Source organism: Myxococcales bacterium (genome assembly GCA_022184915.1).
GTDB lineage: Bacteria > Myxococcota_A > Polyangia > Fen-1088 > Fen-1088 > JAGTJU01.
The window spans coordinates 1-17,472 of sequence record JAGTJU010000002.1 but is presented as its reverse complement, the minus strand read 5'-3'; the positions used below and the strand labels follow the sequence as shown (position 1 = coordinate 17,472).

General features: G+C 60.1%; 13 protein-coding genes. 3 read left to right on the top strand and 10 right to left on the bottom strand.

The window, feature by feature from the left end; all coding sequences use genetic code 11:
• The first annotated feature begins 210 nt into the window (after positions 1 to 210).
• Both KA712_07670 and KA712_07665 read left to right on the top strand, forming a co-directional pair.
• Positions 211 to 495, top strand: coding sequence for a hypothetical protein (locus KA712_07670; protein ID MCG5052824.1), 285 nt, complete (start codon positions 211 to 213; stop codon positions 493 to 495).
• A gap of 1,672 nt (positions 496 to 2,167) precedes the next feature.
• Positions 2,168 to 3,406: an ISAzo13 family transposase gene (locus KA712_07665; GenBank protein ID MCG5052823.1), complete on the top strand. Its 1,239-nt coding sequence runs from the start codon at positions 2,168 to 2,170 to the stop codon at positions 3,404 to 3,406.
• A gap of 365 nt (positions 3,407 to 3,771) precedes the next feature.
• Here the strand turns inward: KA712_07665 and KA712_07660 are convergent, their stop codons facing one another.
• From KA712_07660 to KA712_07625, 8 genes are all read right to left on the bottom strand, one after another.
• The gene (locus KA712_07660) at positions 3,772 to 3,984 is read right to left on the bottom strand and encodes a hypothetical protein (GenBank protein ID MCG5052822.1); all 213 of its coding nucleotides are present in this window, start codon (positions 3,982 to 3,984) and stop codon (positions 3,772 to 3,774) included.
• Between the two features lie 48 nt (positions 3,985 to 4,032).
• A complete protein-coding gene (locus KA712_07655) occupies positions 4,033 to 6,858 on the bottom strand; it encodes a DUF499 domain-containing protein (GenBank protein ID MCG5052821.1) in 2,826 nt (941 codons plus the stop codon).
• Positions 6,855 to 7,520: a hypothetical protein gene (locus KA712_07650; protein MCG5052820.1), complete on the bottom strand. Its 666-nt coding sequence runs from the start codon at positions 7,518 to 7,520 to the stop codon at positions 6,855 to 6,857. Before KA712_07650 ends, KA712_07655 begins: the two co-directional genes overlap by 4 nt.
• Before the next feature lie 242 nt (positions 7,521 to 7,762).
• Entirely contained in the window at positions 7,763 to 9,751 is a 1,989-nt protein-coding gene (locus tag KA712_07645; protein ID MCG5052819.1) for a DUF1156 domain-containing protein, read from the bottom strand.
• Complete coding sequence (locus KA712_07640) at positions 9,748 to 10,332, bottom strand: NYN domain-containing protein (GenBank protein ID MCG5052818.1); 585 nt, start codon at positions 10,330 to 10,332, stop codon at positions 9,748 to 9,750. Before KA712_07640 ends, KA712_07645 begins: the two co-directional genes overlap by 4 nt.
• Before the next feature lie 181 nt (positions 10,333 to 10,513).
• A complete protein-coding gene (locus tag KA712_07635; GenBank protein MCG5052817.1) occupies positions 10,514 to 14,017 on the bottom strand; it encodes a DUF3883 domain-containing protein in 3,504 nt (1,167 codons plus the stop codon).
• Positions 14,018 to 14,481: 464 nt separating this feature from the next.
• Positions 14,482 to 14,718 (bottom strand): hypothetical protein, encoded by a 237-nt coding sequence (locus KA712_07630; GenBank protein ID MCG5052816.1) that lies wholly within the window; start codon positions 14,716 to 14,718, stop codon positions 14,482 to 14,484.
• Positions 14,715 to 15,071 carry a hypothetical protein gene (locus tag KA712_07625; GenBank protein ID MCG5052815.1) on the bottom strand — a complete coding sequence of 119 codons (357 nt, stop codon included), beginning with the start codon at positions 15,069 to 15,071 and terminating at the stop codon, positions 14,715 to 14,717. The genes KA712_07630 and KA712_07625 overlap by 4 nt, the downstream gene beginning before the upstream one ends.
• Before the next feature lie 424 nt (positions 15,072 to 15,495).
• Between KA712_07625 and KA712_07620 the strand changes: the two genes are divergently transcribed.
• Positions 15,496 to 16,074 (top strand): Uma2 family endonuclease, encoded by a 579-nt coding sequence (locus tag KA712_07620; protein ID MCG5052814.1) that lies wholly within the window; start codon positions 15,496 to 15,498, stop codon positions 16,072 to 16,074.
• A 523-nt stretch (positions 16,075 to 16,597) separates the two neighbouring features.
• Here the strand turns inward: KA712_07620 and KA712_07615 are convergent.
• The gene (locus tag KA712_07615) at positions 16,598 to 17,032 is read right to left on the bottom strand and encodes a hypothetical protein (protein ID MCG5052813.1); all 435 of its coding nucleotides are present in this window, start codon (positions 17,030 to 17,032) and stop codon (positions 16,598 to 16,600) included.
• Between the two features lie 244 nt (positions 17,033 to 17,276).
• The coding region (locus tag KA712_07610; protein MCG5052812.1) for a hypothetical protein at positions 17,277 to 17,472 on the bottom strand (196 nt) is incomplete at its 5' end.

Below are 17,472 nucleotides of genomic sequence, written 5' to 3'. Positions count from 1 at the left end.
TCCGTCAACTAACGTGCGTACAGGAACTACAAGCGCCACGTCCCTCCGCGTCAAATTTGTCTGATAAAATATGTTCTATCAACTAACGTAAGCCGCCTTGCGTCCTTAGCCTTACTGCCGGCAGCCGAGCGTGAGGACGCTGGGCTTTCCGGTGTTCCGCAACCTTCCGCTGTGTTCGCAGGGCCAAACGGGGCGTCGTACGAGTCTGCGATGTTGACTCCCGATAGGCGCTTTGCGATCCGCGTGTCTTTTGCGTCGTTGCCTCCGCACCAGGTGGAGGTCCAGCCTGTAGACGTGGACGCCATCGCCCGCCGGATTGCCGGGCGCTACGCGCAGCTTGGCGCCGCGGAGGCGGACGAGCACAAGGGGCACGTCTTTGGCAACGTGCACCAGCCTCCTTCTGGCAGGCCTTCTTCGAGCGCGCTCCGTTCGGGGCCCTGGATGGGCCTCGAGGTACGGCCACGTCACCCCGCAATCCGAAGGGAGACGCGATAGGACTGCGTACAGGAACTACAAGCGCCACGTCCTTCCGCGTCAAATCTGTCCGATAAAATATGTTCTGTCAAATAACGTAAGACGCCTTACATCCTCAGCTGCTGCCGGCAATCGTAAAGCTGACATTTTGAAACAGGGGACGCGCCGCGAAAGCGTGCCCCAACGATTGGGCGGACAGGAGCAAAGCCACAGGCCTCTACTTACCAGATAGAATCGCGATGCACGTCTACGAGACCCACCGATGGCAAAGCGACGACCCGACGTTTGGAACGATCAACAGGGCTCAATCGTTGGCTGCGGGCCGGGCGCGCAGACTGATTTTCAGAGGTTAACCCTCAGTTTCTTGAGACTTGACCCTTCCGAATTTCGGATTTCCGGGCCAAAATTGCGTAGAAACGCGCACTTTCGAGTGGCATGGGCGTTGCAATGTTCTTTTGTCAATGTCAACCACCGAAAGGACCGCCATGAAGTTCAAAGCTTGCTCCAGCGAATGGGTCGTGGTTGTGCTCGGCGCGATGGCCTTGGCGGCCTGCCTCGGCAACGACGGCCTAAACTCTGACGGGACCGGCGGCAGCGCAGCAGGGGATGGCAGGGGCGGCAGCGGGGCCAGCGGCGTGTGCGGGCAAGTCTGCCCCCAGGACTGCGAGCTTGACGGCCGCCTTGATGGCGAGGGCTGTCCAACGTGCACTTGCAAGCCAGCGCCCCAAGAATGCAGCCCGGATGATTGCGCAAACCAGGAGGCGCCTGCCATCGCCATGTTATGCCCCGATGGCTCGGCCGTGGGCTTTTCTTGCCGTCTCGACTCGCGTGGGCGGTGTTCCCTGCAACAAGATAAATGTCCGACCGCCTGCAATCCCGTGGCGTGCGACCTGGCTTGCCCGTCAGGGTTCAAAAAAGGCGTCTCGGGTTGTGACATTTGTAGCTGTGCTGAGCCCCCCGCATGCGCCAACGCAGACTGCGGCCCCGTGCCCCCCGTAGCGCCTTGCCCTGGTGGCACAGGGCCCTCGATGTCCTGCGAACGCAGCGTCACCAGTGGTAAATGCACCTGGAACATAGGCCAATGCAACGAGTGCACAGCCCCGGAGTGCGGCATTTTGTGTGAGTTCGGCAACAAGACGAACGCCAATGGCTGCCCGCTGTGCCAATGCAACCCGGCCCCCACTTGCACCACGCAGGAGTGTGGGGTGGCGCCGAAAGTAGCGACGCGCATCTGCGAGGATGGTTCAACGGCCGGCCCGGAATGCACTCGCAGCAAGGGCAAATGCGGTTGGCAAATGACTTCGTGCCCCGCGTCGTGTAGCGATATTCGCGACCTTAAATCATGCGAGCTTGATCAAGCCTGTCGGTGGCTTGAACCCGGCTGCAGCGGAAACAAGCTGTCGGTGGCCGGCTGCTTTGCGCGCACCGCCGTGGATTGCGAGAGCGATCGGGATTGCGTGCCCGGAAAGCAGTGCGCTACCCGGACCGTGGACCACTGCGCGAAACGTCCAGAATTGCGGTGCCTCACCTGTGCATCGCCGATCAACGTTTGCCTATGAGGTCCGCGAAAAGGCGCCCCAACGCAAACTTGCGGCCATACCGTCACCACAGTTGAGCATGTTTGGCTGCTAAGGGCCTGCCGCGAAATAAATAGGTTGACTTTATCCGCGAGGAGGATCTCCATTGGTGGTGCATGACCAAGGAACGATCGCGGCGTGAATCCGAGATACGGGATCGCTACGGCAAGATAAAGGGGAGCCTGACAGAGAGAGCTCGGCGGCTATTCGTGGCGAACGAGGCGATCGCTTTTGGCTACGGCGGCATTGTCGCTGCATCTCGTGCGACGGGTATGGCACCGAGCGTGGTGGGGCGCGGGATCGCCGAAGTACGGGCGATCGAAAACGGGACGGCGAGCCATTTACCGCCAACGCGAAGCCGTCGACCAGGCGCCGGGCGCAAGAAGGCAACCGAGAAGGATCCGAGATTGATTCCGGATCTGAAGAAGCTTGTAGAATCGACGACACGCGGAGATCCCGAGTCGCCGCTTCTGTGGACAGCTCGTAGCCAGCGCAATCTCGTGGAGGCGCTCAAGAAGCAGGGGCACCAAACGAGCATGAAGATGGTCTCAAGACTGCTCAAGGAGCTCGGCTACAGTCTCCAGGCGAATCGCAAGCGGCTTGAGGGCGCGCAGCATCCAGATCGAAACGCTCAGTTTGAGCACATCAACGAGACACTCCGTCGACAGCTCGAAACGAACGAGCCGGCGATCTCTGTGGACACGAAGAAACGAGAGCTTGTCGGACCGTACAAGAACGGCGGCCGCGAGCTCAGCGGGAAGGAAGATCCGGTCGATGTGAACGTGCACGACTTCGTCGACGACGAAAAGGGACGCGCCACACCGTACGGCATCTACGACCTCCAGAAGAACGAGGCGTGGGTCAGCGTTGGCGTGAGCCACGACACGGGGGAATTCGCGGTGCAGAGCATCCGCACCTGGTGGAGCGAGATGGGCGCCTCGAGGTATCCAAACGCGACCTCGCTCGTGATCACGGCGGACGGAGGTGGAAGCAACGGCTATAGGCTGCGCCTATGGAAGCTCGAGCTACAAAAGCTCGTCGACGACCTGCGCTTCCCCATCACCGTCTGTCATCTGCCTCCGGGAACGAGCAAGTGGAACAAGATCGAGCACCGCTTGTTTTCCTTCATCACCCAGAACTGGCGCGGAAAGCCTCTGGTCACCCATCAAGTCATCGTCAATCTAATCGCAGCGACGACGACGACGACCGGACTGCTCGTGAAGAGCCGAGTCGACAGTCGCACTTACGCCAAGGGTCGCCGCGTCTCGGACAAGGACCTCGCACTCGTGAATCTCGATCCCAACGTCTTCCACGGCGAGTGGAACTACACCATCCACCCGACCGTACCGACATGACGAGACGATCGACTTTTTTCGCGGCAGCCCCTAACGTAAGCCGCCTTGCGTCCTTAGCCTTACTGCCGGGCGAATCCCAGAGCAGAGACAGCGCCCCCCATCGCCCCTTAGGAGGCGGTGGTTTTTGGAGTCGTAAACGCTTCAACACGGCACGTTGAGAAGCAAACATACCCGCCGATGACCACGCGCTGGTGGACCAGCTGAATAGTCTACGCACCTCGTAGAGTTTCCGGGCCAAGGCAACGGGCACCTTTTCGGTGCTGCTTGTCCCGGCAAGAACCTCAGGCACCAACGCGTGCATATGGCACCAGAAAAAGCTACTCACTGCGTAGCCAATCGACGCATTGATGCACACCGCGCCGAACTTACACGCTCCGACTGCTCAGCTGCTTCATCCCGGACGTCCCGGGATTCGCAATCGCACCGAAAAACGCCTGGCGGTCGCGCTCATTCTCCGTGTCGATGGTCTCGACACCGGGAAGCAATGCGATCCCGCGACGAATTGAGCTGCGTTCCGCATCTTGGCCGCCCTGAAGCAGGTACACAAACAGATCCGCCTGCAGGTCGAATGCCTTCAAAACGGTCGCGTACGCAGAGAAGTGGGCATGGGCGATTTCGACTTTCCGTCACTCCCACAGCTTGCTCTTGAACCCCAACGCCGTCGCATTTTCGGATACCGCGCGCTTTGTTTGCTCGGTGGCGCCCGCGGGAAAATCCGCAGAGATTTCCACAGTGACCTTCACGTTGGCATTGGGATCAGAGGCAAGCACGGCAATGATCTCATCCGCGATTGAGACCAGATCCATCTTCGCTTTTGTGGCGCTTACGTCAACGGAGCCGAAGAATGCCTTGGTCTTCGCGGCCTGAGCCACGGCCGTATGTGTTGATGCCTTGGGCGGCAGCGCTGGGGCGGTGCCCGTTGTGGCGCCAGCGTTCGCTGAGGCGGGTGGCGATGCTATTGCCGCAGCGGCGAGTTCCGCCCTCTTCTCCATCGTGGCGAGGTAAGCGGCTGCGGCGGTGGGTTCGATAAGAAGAAGGGTATCGTCGAGCTGGACATTCGGATCACCGAGCTTGAAGCCTTCGAATTGATCACCAGATTGGGAGTATGCGGTTCCAAAGAAATCCTTGGTGGCCGCACCCTTTTGGATGATCTGCTCCAGGACGCCGCGATTCTTGAGACGGGGAAGATACAGGTACTTCTGCAGATCTTCCCAGACCACCGCTGCGCGAACGGCGATCGCTGAATCCTTCCAATAAAGCTCGCGCAGTCGCGTGCGAAGGTGAATGGGGGACCATATGGGGAACACGATTTCGTTTTCTTGGCATACATGTTCGAGTTCGGCGCCATAGGCTCGTCCACTGCTGTTTAGAGGGAATGCCTCAACAAGGACCTGCCGATCGGTGGCTGATGCCATACCGGGGCTAAGCAGCCACTTGAAGGTCTCTCTTGCGGCGCGAGGTACAACGCTTTCCGCTGTCTCAAGCTCCTTGGCTGCCTGCTTCTCTTGTAGGCGATCGATGTTGAGCCGACCTTCCTTGATGTCTTTGACGATCGAATCCCATGCGAGGGCCGTGCAGGCACACTCTTTGAGTCGGATGAGTGATGCCTGGTCTGCCGCAATGAAGACCAGACGATTTCCGCGATACCGCGGTTTGCTTCCGTTTGAGCGAACGATTTCCAACACCTCATCAAAAGCCACTTGGGATGCGGACTTGCTGTAGGCCTTGTCGGGCGGCAGGAAGACGAGTCGCAGGGTTGAATCGTCGGGAATGTCAGCGTGCGGTGTGAAGACGTGGACCCCGTCGAATAGTTCGCCACCATCGGTGAGGCGCTTGCACACCTCGGCGATCTTCGCGCGGATGGCTATGGCGTCTACCCGTCCCTTGCGATCTTCCATTTCTCGACGAAGGTTGGCGCGCGTGTCGAACCAAAAACGCGCCGTCTCTTTCGCCTTGTCATCAGAAACGTTCAAGTAGTGCAGGCGGTCGCAGATCCGGTTGAGTGCGTCTGAGAATGCCGCTGATGGCTGGCCCGGCTGCACACATCCCAGCAACACGCGGGCGCGGTCCATGCCTCGCGTGCCAGTCTGCGCCCCACCAGATGATGGTGCGCTGCCGAGGAACAGCGTGCGCGCGACTCGCCGAGCGGCGTGGACGGCGCCGAAGCGTGGTTCTCTGGTATCAAGCTCGGTAGTTTCTGAACGCTCGCCGTCAATGTCGCGCTCGAGCACGGCGTCCCAACCAGGCGGCAGATAATAGACCAGTTCGTTACGCGCCCCGCTGTCGTATAGCGGAAGGCTGCCAGGAAGGATCATCAGATCCTGGTTCTGGTCCTTCCACAGGCGATAGATCACTCGGGCCATCAATTTTAGGACGCCACGGGTTCGCTGGAACGATTGCAGCGTGGTCCAGTCCTCGTAGAGGCGATCGAAAACTTCGGGATGAATGGGGTATGCCTGAACTAGGCGATCGTAGTAGCGCGCCTCGTGCGTTTCGGAAGGCAACTTCGATCCCTCGGCGGCATAAAGCTTTACAAATTCGCGACAAACGTCATCGCGGCCGCCTCGATCTTGAATTGGCTGGAACAGCCGACGCCGCACGATCTCGAAGGCCTCTTCAGTGGCCACTGGCTTCCACAACGCCTGGACGCGACCAAAGATCTTTTCCAACGCCCGCAACGCTGCAACACCACGTGAGCTGCCGGCCTCGACTTCGGATTCAGGCAATGATCCCAAAACGACGGCGTTCGGTACCAATTTGACGGCATTCGTGAGGGCATCAATGAACGACAGGTTGCTGTCGTACGTCCCGCCGGACAAAACTTGGCCATCAGGGAACTGGCGCACGTACGCGACCAATTCATCTACAAGGACGACACAAGGGGCAAAGCGCTCAAGGAGCGCACGCAACACGTCTTTGCCAGGTGAGGTGCCGGTTGCGTCGGCATCTCGAACGAAAGCGAAGCCCTCTTCTCCACCCAGCTGCCACGCAAGCTCGCCCCAAAGCGTGGCCACGCGAACATTGCCGTGCGCCCACGGCTGGCCAGGAGCATGCGCGGTTCCGTCAAGCACGGCCACCCGCGCCTTAGGAACATCCATGAGATTGGCTTGGTCAAGCAGCGCGGGAATGCCAACGAGACCTTTGAGCGGGCATGAACGGGCGGCCAAATGGAAGACGGCCAGCATTGTGTGCGTCTTGCCGCCCCCGAAGGCCGTTTGTAATTGAATGACGGGCTCGCCGCCTTTGCTGTTAAGCCGCTGTGCAACCTGCGTGAGCAGCAGGCGCATACCCTCAGTGATGAAGGTCCGTTGGAAGAACGCTGTGGCGTCTTGATACTCGTGCGTTGCTCTTCCGTCCCGTACGGCGGTGATGTCCGCAGCAAACTCTGATTGCTGAAACGTGCCCTCAAGCACGTCTGGATGGGGCACGCTGATCTCACGCCACGGTTTCATTGTTTCTCTCCGAATAGTTTCAGCTGCTCGTTTGTCTCTGGGAATTGACCGGCCGCGGATTCGATTGCTGTCCACGAGGTGACGAGTTCGTTGTAGGCACGGGCATCTTCGGCCCAGCCGCGGCGCTCGCACAGGGTGTACAGGCGATACGCGAGCTGCCGAATGGCCTCGCTCTTTGTTTTGACGACGGCGAGGATCTGACCGGCGCTGCTCTCGCCTTGATCACGCAGGGCGCGGATCAGTTGGTGGAGGGCTTCCCAGATGGGGATGCGCGTGTCTTTGCGAGGGTCCCAATCGGCAGGATACTCGTTCGGGCGTAGGAGGCGTACTTTGCCGGCGCCGGTTTTCGCCACACCGGCATCATCGAGGCCCGCGACGCTGGTTGCCTTAGCGCGCGCGAGCACGTCGGCTTCGCCATAGGCACCTTCGGCCCAGCCGTATTGATCAAACCAATGCAGGCAGAACTGCGTGTCGTGGTCGAAGTCGTCTTCGGCGAGAAAGCGATTGATTAGTTGCAGCGCTGTGCGCACCGTCATCGGCGAACCATCAGCTTCGAGCACGGCGGAGTATTTCGAGAAAACGCCCATGCCAGGGCCGATGATGGCTTGGGAGAGATCGACGGGTGCAACTGGCGAGCGATCATCCCCCGAACCCTTGGTCATTTCGTCGAGAGCTTCGGGTAGAACAAGGTTGAGTTCACGAAATGAACTCGCGGCGGGAGACGGTGGCAGCAGTATCCGGACGCTTGCGGCAGACGAGGATGATGCTGGAGGCGAGCGCGTTGGTACCAATTCCAATCGACCGAGCGTCTCGCTCTGTCCGCATCGGCCAAGTGCCTGAGATGGCAAAACCCGCATGAAGAACCGCTCCCAGGAATGTCTCCCACCCGCTCGACGACGTTCCCTCAAGGGCCCCGGTCTCTGATTGTTTGAATGCGTAGTAGATCGTAACAGGCGCTGAAGGGTGGCATTGGTGCGCAAGCGCAGTCATCGCCTTCGTCATGCCATCCAAAAAGAAACGCTCGGATTCGTCCTTTCCTCCGTGGCGATAAGGGGTCGCCACGAGTTCTTCCGCCTTGGGCACAGCTAGCGTTGAAAACAGATCGGGAAAAAAACTCCTTCAATGACCGTCTGAGCCAGACATAGAAAAAGTCGGAAAGGTCTGCATAACCGATGTTGTCGTAGTATGGGGGATCTGTTGAGACGAATTTACCGGCCGAGATGTTTTGCGACTGAGCTCCTGCTTGGAACACCCTCCCTGGGGCAGTAGCGGCAGCCTTCAATGAGCGGGTTATTCCTTCGATCGAAACACCGATGTCCCCTGCCGCATGTGCGAAAGTATTGACCTCCGCGAAATCCCAAACCATTGGCAGTGCCTGTCGGCCGAAGGTCGTCTTAGCTTGATCCCGCGTTGGACTCCACGCGCAGAGTGAACTGTTGTAATCGGCGACCTTGTCAATCGTGACGGCCAAATAGACGCCCACCGCTTCCCCGTACGCTGTGGCACCGGTGCCGCCGTTGTCGAGCCCGATCCCGTCGGCGGAGAGCGCTGCGGTGACGGCTTCTTGGCGGACGAGTTCGCGCGCCTCCGTGACGAGATCCGAGAACATCGTCAACGCCACCAATTGCCGAGGTGTGAAGAGGTCGCCGTATTTCGTGAGCCCATAGTTTAGCGTCCAAAAATTTCTCGGATCATTCGGAAGGTTCAAGTCGGACTTCCAAGCGGGCTCGGCCGACTTGGCGACCGCCTCGTGATCTGCAAAGGGCGGCAGATAGAACCGGCCCTTCGGACCTTCCGCGACAATAGCCATCAAGCGAGTACCCATGCGACCGGCAAAGCCCTCCGCCTTGATGTACGTGGGCTCGATCGCCGCATTCGACAGCACGCAACGAAAGTTCGCGCCCCGCCCCAGCTTCGTCCCTTCATCGGTACCGTCTGGTGGCATACCCGTTCGTACGTCGAAGCCATACTGATCCCCCTCCACCACCGGCACCACATAACTTTGCTTGCCTTCTTTACTCGAAAGCACAAACGTCGAAACCAACGGCACATCCACGTGCGAAAATGCAGGATTCGGGCTTTTCACCGTACGCGCCCACAACCACGCAATCACGGTCAGCTTCTGCCCCACCAGCGGGCGCAGATCCGGCCGCGTCTCTGCCATGTCGGCAGTGACTTCAATCTTCGGATACAAATGCCCGATGCGCTTCTCTGCTTCCTCACGCATCCACGCCCCGTAACGCCGCACATCTTCGGCGAGCCCCTCGGCGCCCTTCCAAGCTCCGATCCCCGCCGCGCGCTTTTCTGCCCTGGGATGTACGGGCGGCCTGCCCGCAAACTTCGGTGGGATCTCGATCATCGCCTTGTTGATCAGCACCGCCACCGGATTGAGATCGCTCGCAAACGCCTCAAGGCCCAGCCGTTGCGCTTCTAACGGGATCGTCCCGCCGCCAGCGAACGGATCATGCAACCCCGGCATCTTTTCCGGATCAAACAACTCCGCAGCTTGCGGGTGATCCTTATTCAGCTCGCAGACCTCACGCCACGACCTGCGGATCTCCACGCGTGCCGCCTCAAGAACCTCTTCGTTCGTGGTGCTTTCCCACTTAACAAGCTCTTCCAAAATGCCGAACAGCCGCTTTCGCTCGGCCGCAGCTTCCTTCTTGTTCTTGCCGTACTTGAATCCGCCCCCTTGCTGAAAGCCAGGGTCATTCACAAGCTGCGCAAAAATCACAGCGCGCGCCGCAGCCAGTGGACGCCGTGCCCACCACAAATGCAGTGTGCTCGGATGCCCATGGCGAATCGACTTCTCACGAGCCGCCGCTACATTGATGGCATCAAGTGGCAACGCCACCTCGATAAGCTTCTTAGGGGACTTGATGGGGTAGGTCATTTCCAATGCGCCGGACGCGTGAGTTGAAAGCCAGTGGCCGTCGTGACGACGTCCGGAAGTTGAGAGCGACGCAAGTGTGCTTCACCCAAAGTGAACGCACCGCTAGCTGCTTTGCGGAGTTGGTCAGAATGGCGACCGGGAGGGAACGCAACCACGATGCGCTTTGTGGGAAAGCGCGCCAACACCTCCTCAACGGGCGGAGTGAGGTCGCTGTCGCCCGAGATGACGATGGCGGTGTCAAATCGGTCGTCGACCGCGTCGCCAAGCAAGCGCGTCGCAATGCGCACGTCCGTCATCTTCTCCTCGAAACCTTGCCACTCCATGCCGCAGCCCTTGCAGCGCTGCGTTTTGGCAAGAAAGTGACCTTCGTGGCGCACGACTCCGCCGTGGGCATCAAGGGCATCTAGATATGTCGACTGGCGTTTAACGTCGTTGGCATTCCCCGGCATCGCACGAATCCGCGAGGTGAAGTAGTGCGTGCCCGCAAGGGTCTGTCCGTCTTTCAAGAGTGCAGAAGACACGGCGACGAGATCGAGCCAGTAGTATTTCCGCCACCCCTTTGAGCGGAGGCCGAAGTACAAGTTGAATCCGTCGATGTATGTGTTTACACGCCTCGTCATGGCGCCCCGCCGGCACACCGGCTCGAATGGCCTTGACAGGCGGTCCTACGGGAAGCACTCTGGATTTGAACCCCGCCGGTGGTAGCACTGCCGGCCCGACGCTCCGCGGCGAAAGCCTGTGGGGCGTTTCTTTTTTTGCGGCTCACGAGTTCCTCCGAGCCGCCCGTTCAAGAAGCAACTTCAGCTCGAAGCTCACGGCAGCAGCACCCCAGGGCGGCTCACCGTCGAACGGGTTTTGAAGGTAGAAGGGCCCTTCCACCGCGTCGTCATCTCCAACAAGCACGATGGCGAGATGAAACTTGTCGGCCTGGTTTAATGCGTAAAGCATTTCGTTCCGAGTGACGGTGACTGTGCTCGCGCCCTTGATGCGCCCCTTGACTTCGATGTGGCGCGCCTGTGGCTGCTTGCCATCGATCTCCTTCGGATAGGAAGTGAGATCCCAGCCGCACTTTTGTGCAGAGACGTCGACAACCCGGCACCCTCGCGCTTCCTCTGCCGCCCAAACCGCGCGCATCGCAAGCATTTCAATTCGAGCGCGTGCAACAGGATCGGTGGAGAATGCATCGCCACTTGGACCCTCGTCGCGCAGCTTTCGCAGAAGGCCCAAAGGAATCACCAGCGCGCCGCCAAGCGCCACCGGCGTCGCCGAGGCAACATGTCGCATCGCCTGAAGTTCGCGCTTGCGGTTCACGAGCCGCCCTTCTAGGTCGGTCACCGTCCGTCGCGCGTTCTCAAGGTTCAAGCGAACGTCTTTGCCAGCCTTTTGATCGTCGCCAAGTCGTATCCACCGGTCGGTCCAATACTTGATTTCTTTGCTCAGGCGCTCATGCACCGCCGCCAAGGTCTTATCGACGTGAGCAATTCGCCGCTCGGCCACCTCGGCAAAATGCGCGGGCACCAGAGTTGAAGCAGCAAGCGTCAATGCCTTTTGTTCAAGGTCGGCCCGGATCCAGTCAGCATCGATGATACTCTTTAGTCGTGGACGATCGGCATTATCGAGCGGCTGCAAATCGAGGTGCGGCGCCCACCCTCCAAAGCTCGCGCTGCCATCGGGCTCGACCCGAACGAACTGCATACGTTTCGAAAGCGTTTGGCCGTCGCCCGATTTGATCTCGTGCGTAAGGAGAAACAACAGGTGCGGTTCCAGCCCATCGTCAGCGGGATCTACAAGGATTGCTCCCTGACGAAGCAGGTTCGCATGCTGCTCAAGCACAATGTCCGTCACCGCTAGCATCAGCGGATGCCCAGGATGCAGCATCCCGGCGATCGCAAGACCAGCCTTCTCCGGGCGAACGCCATCTTTCGTGAAACAAACCCGCTCATACCGCTTCAGAACCGGCGTTGTGTCACGCCGATTCCGACCCGTGATCTGGCGATCTCTTTCACGAATGGAGGTCGGCACATATGAAATCTCAAAGCGGTCAGCTTCGCGTCGATGAATTATGCCGCCCAGGCCTTCAAAAGCCTTCATGAAAAACGAACGGATGAAGAAAGGCTGTAGCCGCCTGGCCTCGGCCTTCTCCATCTCTTCCTTGACGGCAAACAGCCGCTCCGCGTTCATCGATTCCTGTGCCAGCGCATTGCGATCGAGGATCGTTCGCAGATGGCTGATATCGAGCGCGTTCTCGACCCTTTGATACAGTTTCGCGCGAATCTCGGGTTGGTCCCCATACCGGATCGCATCAAGCAAAAGATCCTTGAGGCTTGTCTCTTCAAATACCTCGCCAAGAATGTCGAACACGCGCCCCTTGAGGGCGTCGCTCTCGATTGAGATCTTCTCAAGCAGGCGATGGTAGACATCGCCTTCGCGCGTTTCCTTTGCGACCAGGTTCCACAGGTGGCAGACCTCTTGTTGGCCAATGCGGTGGATACGACCGAAGCGTTGCTCAAGTCTATTTGGGTTCCAAGGCAGGTCGTAGTTGACCATCAGGTTGGCACATTGAAGGTTCACACCTTCCCCAGCCGCGTCCGTCGCGATGAGCACTCTGACGTCAACGTCGTCACGGAAAAGAGCCTGAACCCGGCGTCGTTCGTCACGATGGGTGCCACCGTGAATCGTCACAATCGCCTCTTGGTTTCCCAGGACACCAGCGATCTTTTGATGCAGATAGTTCAACGTGTCGCGGTGTTCTGTAAAGATAATGATCTTGCGAAGACGCCCACCCGCATCACGCATATGCGGGTCGTCTTGAAGGATTCGCGACAGCTCTTCCCACTTTCGATCTTGCCCTGATGAAACAACCCTGAGAGCGCGCTGTTCGAGAGCCTGAAGCGCCAGAACCTCGCCCTCAAGTTCGCCAACCGTTTGAGCTGTTGTCGCCGCATCAACAAGCGTTTCTTCGAGTTGTTCCTGTTCGTCTGCCGAGAGGTCATCTTCGTCATCGGGAACTTCAGGAATTGTGTCGGCCAGAATTGGCCCACGCGCCCCCAGCCTCGCCTCGCGCAATCTCTTCTCAAGACGTGCATGACGCCGCTTCAGTGATTGGAAGATCGCCTCTGGGCTCGAAGCAAGCCGGCGTTGTAGTGCGGTCAGGGCAAAGCCGACCGACCCACGGTGCCCGCCCTCCAACTGCTCGGCGCGGCCCATTTCTTCTCTGACGTAATCGGTGACACGCTTGTAGAGCTCCGCCTCCAGATCCGACAGCTTGTAATTGACCGTGTAGGCACGGCGTTCCGGGAAAAGGGGCGTACCGTCGAACTTGAGCAGTTCCTCCTTGACCATCCTTCGCATCAAGTCCGAAGCGTCAACCTTGTGGACGCCATCGCGGAACTTGCCGAAGAAGCGATCCGAATCCAGCAAGGAAAGAAACAGCTGGAAGTCTTCTTCTTTGCCGTTGTGAGGCGTCGCCGTCATGAGCAAGAGGTGTCGCGTGTGCGCGCCCAGCTTTTCGGCGAGGTTAAAGCGCTTCGTGCGTTTGAGTTCTTGACCAAAGAAGTGAGCCGACAGCTTGTGGGCCTCGTCGAACACAACTAGATCCCATGGTGTGGCACAAAGTTTGGCGTGCATGTCCTCGGCGCGGGACATCTGGTCGAGTCGCACGATGAGGCGGTCGACATCCTCGAAGGGATTGCCGCTGGGTGAAGCCAGCTCGAGATTTTTTGAGAATACCCCGAACTCAAGTCCAAATTTCTCAAACAGTTCATCGCGCCACTGTTCCACCAGGCTACCTGGCGCAACAATGAGAATGCGACGGGCATCGGCTCGCATGATGAGCTCGCGGATGTAGAGGCCCGCCATAATTGTTTTGCCGGCGCCTGGGTCATCGGCGAGTACGAAACGAAGTGGTTGTCGCGGCAACAGTGATTCGTAGACAGCCGTGATTTGATGGGGCAGTGGATCAACGTTCGATGTGTGCACCGCCATCATAGGATCGAAGAGAAACGCGAGGTCGATGCGTTTCGCCTCCGCGGCAAGTTGAAAAGCTGCGCCGTCGCCGTCAAAAGACCACGGGCGCTCAACCGTGGCGACGGTGACCGACGCTTCGTCGGCTCGGCCCAACAAACGTTCGCGCAAACCGCCATCGGCAAGTCGGTAAACCAGCTGGACGGAGTCCGGTGGGATGGACACTGCCGCAACAACAGTCACCACACCTCGCGGCTCTATGCCCTCAAGGCTCATTCCATTGGTCAGTTCTTCTAGCTTCACCACCAGGTGCCCGCCCCGCCCACGCGAGTGAACGCCTCAGCTTCGCCGCCCATGAACTTCCAAAATTGAATACTACTGTCGCAGGCAAGGCGCTGCAGCGTCAGCCAGATATAGGTGGTGTCTCTGCTCACTCCCAAATACTCCGCGTCTCGTCAGCCAGGGGGCCCAGGTCGTCTTTAAATGACGCTTAGGTACGATCCTGAACACCTTATCAGATGTTCTTGGCCGCCTTCAACGATCTGTAGCCGACTTTTGTTAAGGCGTTCGTGAACCCGCGGACCTCGCCTAAGGATCCACACGAGGTGCACGTTCCAGCCGTGCCCACATGCCCCCGCTACCGCACGCAGCGAACGTAGTACAAGCTATTCGTGTCGTATCTCACCTGCTGGCCCGTCTCGCCGCGGCCAAAATCGACGTAGGTCAGAAAGACGGAGCCTGGGTAGGCCGTCGAGGTCCAAAAGCGATCAGCAGGCGTGTTTGGGCTCGCCGCCTTTGCTGTTAAGCCGCTGTGCAACCTGCGTGAGCAGCAGGCGCATACCCTCAGTGATGAAGGTCCGTTGGAAGAACGCTGTGGCGTCTTGATACTCTTGCGTTGCTCTTCCGTCCCGTACGGCGGTGATGTCCGCAGCAAACTCTGATTGCTGAAACGTGCCCTCAAGCACGTCTGGATGGGGCACGCTGATCTCACGCCACGGTTTCATTGTTTCTCTCCGAATAGTTTCAGCTGCTCGTTTGTCTCTGGGAATTGACCGGCCGCGGATTCGATTGCTGTCCACGAGGTGACGAGTTCGTTGTAGGCACGGGCATCTTCGGCCCAGCCGCGGCGCTCGCACAGGGTGTACAGGCGATACGCGAGCTGCCGAATGGCCTCGCTCTTTGTTTTGACGACGGCGAGGATCTCGCCGGCGTTGCTCTCGCCTTGATCGCGCAGGGCGCGGATCAGTTGATGGAGGGCCTCCCAGATGGGGATGCGCGTGTCTTTGCGAGGGTCCCAATCGGCCGGATACTCGTTCGGGCGTAGGAGGCGTACTTTGCCGGCGCCGGTCTTGGCCACACCAGCTTCGTCGAGGCCGGCGACGCTCGTCGCCTTAGCCTGACGTTCACCTTGCCCAACGATTCAAGGTGCGCACGCTCACAGGAGCTCGTGATGGGGGCGGCCGTGAACATCCCGCCGCAGGTCGTGCAGGTCACCCAGCGCATTCCGTATGGCAAGGGCATGGCGGGTCTCGCGTTCGCGCGCGACAGGCCCGGGCAGACGTGCAACTTGCAGGAGGACGCCAGCGGCGACGTGCGTCCAGGGGCCCGGGCCGTGAACGCACACGCGGCGGTGGCGCTGCCCGGGCACGACGCCGTCTTGCGTCGACGGCCAAGGCGCTGCCCCAGGCCCGACCTGCGGCACATCTTCCCGCGGTCAGCGCAAGCGGCGGCTTGCCGCATGGGCCGGACATGGCGCACCGTGACTATGGTAGGCTTCTCCCATGAGCCTGCCCGCGAAGAAAGCGGCAACCTACGACGACCTCGTCGCCCTCCCACCTCACGTCGTGGGAGAGATCATCAACGGCGAACTCGAGGTAAGCCCGCGCCCCGCGTCTCCCCACGCGTTCGCCGCAAGCGTTTTGGGCATGGATCTGGGCGGCGCCTTTCAGCGCGGCCGTGGCGGGCCGGGCGGATGGTGGCTCTTTGACGAACCGGAACTGCACCTGGGCAGGCACGTGCTGGTGCCCGACCTGGCCGGTTGGCGTCGCGAGCGTATGGCCAGCCCTGCGGACGCGCCCTTCTTCACCCTGACCCCCGATTGGATCTGTGAGGTCGTGTCGCCTTCAACCGCCGCACGCGATCGGGGGCGCAAACTGCCCATTTACGCGGAGCATGAGGTGGCGTTCGCCTGGCTGGTCGATCCTCTCGCGCGCACGGTGGAGGCTTACCGGCGTCAGGGGCCGCACTGGCTTTTGCTGGGCACGTATGCCGACGACGTCCCCGCCCGCATCGCGCCCTTCGACGCCATCGAGCTCGACGTCGCGGCGCTGTGGATGCAGGCGCAACGAGAGAGTCCGTAAGGTAGCGGCCGTAGGCGTGACCTGTCAGCTATCGCGAATTCTCCACCTGGAAGGGAGACGACCACCGAGTGATCGAGTGGCGAGAGCTCCTTGGTGTTTTCGGCTCAACCGTGCAGCGGGCGGATCCCCGACATCCTCAGTGCACGACACCTTGAAGCAGTCGCTCAGCGCTTGGGCTTCAGTCTCTTTGCCATGCTCGTCAGGCGAACGGGTTCCGCACCCGGACTGTTTCGATAACCTGCCCGTTCTGCATATCTTCGCTCGTCCACTTTGAACGACTTGTAAAATCACTTGTTGAGCCCGTGCCTGCTTGGATCCCGCGTCACCATCGTTCAGCGTAAACGAAGACGTGGGTATCCAAAAAGACGTCACTCAAGGCGACCCCCGTATGCGTCCGCTCGCTGGAAGCAACGTTCTCCTGAATGACCAAGAGCCTCCTGCCATAGGCGCATCACGGCAGGGTCGTGTGTAATGCGGCGCAATACATGCATACCCCCGATCATACCCACCCGGCCGCCTCTGGCTAGCCGCGCTCGGCTCCGGCTAACCTCGACTTGGCCGTCAAACCAGGCTCGGGTTCCTGGGGGGCTTCGCTGACGGCCGGCGGCTCCGGCGCAGGAGCGGGGGGCGCGGCGGCGGGCGAAAGGAGCGACGCGCCCTTTGAGGTCGGCAGCGCTGAACGTGGTGCCGCAGGGCGCGCCTGGGGGGGCCTGCCGTCCGTGTGGAAGGCCACGACACCTCCCCCCAAGAGCAGCAGGGCGCCCCCCGCCAGCGCGGCCCAGGGGCGGCGGCTCGCGGTAAGCGGGGCCATGGGTTTGACGGAGCTGACCACGCTGTAGCCGGCGTCGTCCTCCGGGGGCGGCACGGGGGTCAGGCGGGTTTCCGTGGCCGCCTCGTCCGTCAGATCTGCCGGTGGGGGGGGGCAGCGGGGTGTCGCCGAAGTCAGGCAGGGGATCATCGTTCCACGCTTCGGGCCCAAAGACGTCGTCGAGCACGGAAGGCAGGGCAGCCATCCTTCCGTCTGAGGTGGTAGTCGCCAGCCATACTCCCGTGCGCGAGAAAGGCGCTCCACATCGTGCGGCCCTTCCGCTTGCGCGTCCCCGGCGCCAGAGTCCGTCTCCACTCTCGGACTTATCGCCTCAATCCCTCTCATCCGCGCATCAATCCTTCAGGGCTCTTCACGAATGGTTCGTGGGGATCCCTCAGCTAGGCCTGGCACCTCGTCGGATGAGAAACCCGATGCCGCGGGCTGGGCTGAATCCCAGAAACAGTGCGGTGGCGACCATGAGGGAGTTGCACAAAAGGAGCCCTGACGTATCGATCGACCACGATCCCGCAACCCATGCTTCGATTTCCAAGCTCATGCGCACCAGCGTCAAAGTTGCAGCCGAGACGGCG